This is a genomic window from Myroides odoratimimus, assembly GCF_030326305.1.
GTDB lineage: Bacteria > Bacteroidota > Bacteroidia > Flavobacteriales > Flavobacteriaceae > Flavobacterium > Flavobacterium odoratimimum_A.
In genome coordinates this window covers 1-1562 of sequence record NZ_JACAKB010000076.1, presented here as the reverse complement: position 1 = coordinate 1562, position 1562 = coordinate 1, and the positions used below count along the sequence as shown (strand labels likewise).

Annotated in this window: 2 protein-coding genes; both read left to right on the top strand. The window is 31.1% G+C overall.

Annotation, left to right across the window (positions count from 1 at the left end; all coding sequences use genetic code 11):
• Positions 1-580 (top strand): hypothetical protein (locus HX049_RS18340; RefSeq protein ID WP_435793535.1); only part of this gene is annotated, 580 nt, incomplete at its 5' end.
• 23 nt (positions 581-603) lie between these two features.
• Positions 604-1482, top strand: a complete 879-nt coding sequence (locus tag HX049_RS18335) for an IS3 family transposase (protein WP_353653732.1) — start codon at positions 604-606, stop codon at positions 1480-1482.
• Positions 1483-1562: the final 80 nt, after the last annotated feature.

Sequence of the window (1562 nt, the reverse complement as noted above, 5' to 3'; positions counted from 1 at the left end):
GTTGACCCGTCCTAAAAAAACTGTACAGTTTTTAAAACATAAAAAGATGGGAAGAGAACCAAAAATCAAAGAGCGTTATCATTTAAAATTCATAGAACAAATAGTTCAAGAAATAGAGAATGGGGCAAGTCAAAATTTGGTAATTCGCAAGTATAACCTAAATAGATCTACTGTAAATCGTTGGGCTAAGAAATATGCAAGTCCTGAGTATCATGCTACACGTAAAAATAAAGTTTATTCAGAAAGTTTTAAACGTCAAGTAGTTCATAGCATTACAGAACACCATATGACAGCACAAGAAGCCTGTATAGTGTATGATATAGAAAGCACAAGCACAATAAATAACTGGTTGTTAGTTAATTATAATAAAAATATAGATATTTGTAATGAAATTGTTATTCCGTCACTTATGGAAGAAAAAACATCCAATACAGAATCTTTAGAAATTAAAGCTTTAAAAAAGGCTTTATCAGAGGCACAATTTAAGATAGTAGCTTTAAATACATTGATAGATGTAGCAGAGAAAAGTTTGGATATTGATATCAGAAAAAAGTCTGGTTCCAAGCAGTTGAAGAAGTAAAACTCTTATACCCTAATAAGGGAATAAAAAAAATATGTCAACTGTTTGGTAAAACTCGAAGTGCTTATTATCAGTCAATAGACAGATATGCAAGTCAATCTATTAAAGATGAGATTATTCTTCAAGAAGTTTTAAATATTAGAGCTACTCTACCAAGAGTAGGTACTCGAAAACTTCAACATATGTTACAAGAACGCTTAGGTTCACACAATATAAGCGTAGGAAGAGATTATCTGTTTGATTTATTAGACAGTCATAAAATGTTGGTTAGACAACGAAAGCGCAAAGCATATACAACAGACTCCAGAGCTTGGAGAGGACAGTATTTAGACTTGTATAATGGAGTAAAAGTTACCAGGCCAGAACAATTTTGGGTAAGTGATATCACCTATATCAGGTTAAATAATACTTGGGGCTATTTAAGTTTAATCACAGATGCTTATTCTCATAAAATAATGGGCTATAGTTTTAGTTTAGATTTAACTACTAATGGATGCTTACAAGCTTTGAAAATGGCATTAAAGAACAGGATTTATACAGAGAAACTTATTCATCATTCAGATCGAGGATGTCAATACTGCAGCAGTGTTTATACTAAATTACTGATAGAAAACAACATATCTATTAGTACAACACAAAGTGGTGAACCAAGAGATAATGCCATAGCAGAGCGAGTAAATGGTATAATTAAAGGTGAATTTGATTTAAACTATTCAAGTTTAGGTTATCAGAAAACGATTGATAAAATTAAGAATAGTATAGAAGCTTATAACCAAATTAGACCTCATGATAGTTGTGATAGGTTAACTCCAAATCAAGCTCATTTAAAGACAGGTGTTCTTGCTAAGAGATGGAAGAATTATTACAAGACTAATAAACAAAAAAAACAACCTGTACAGTAATAAAAGGATTAATAACTATAGCTGTACAGTATTAAGTAGGATTATTAACTATAGCTGTACAGTTATAGTAGGACGAGACA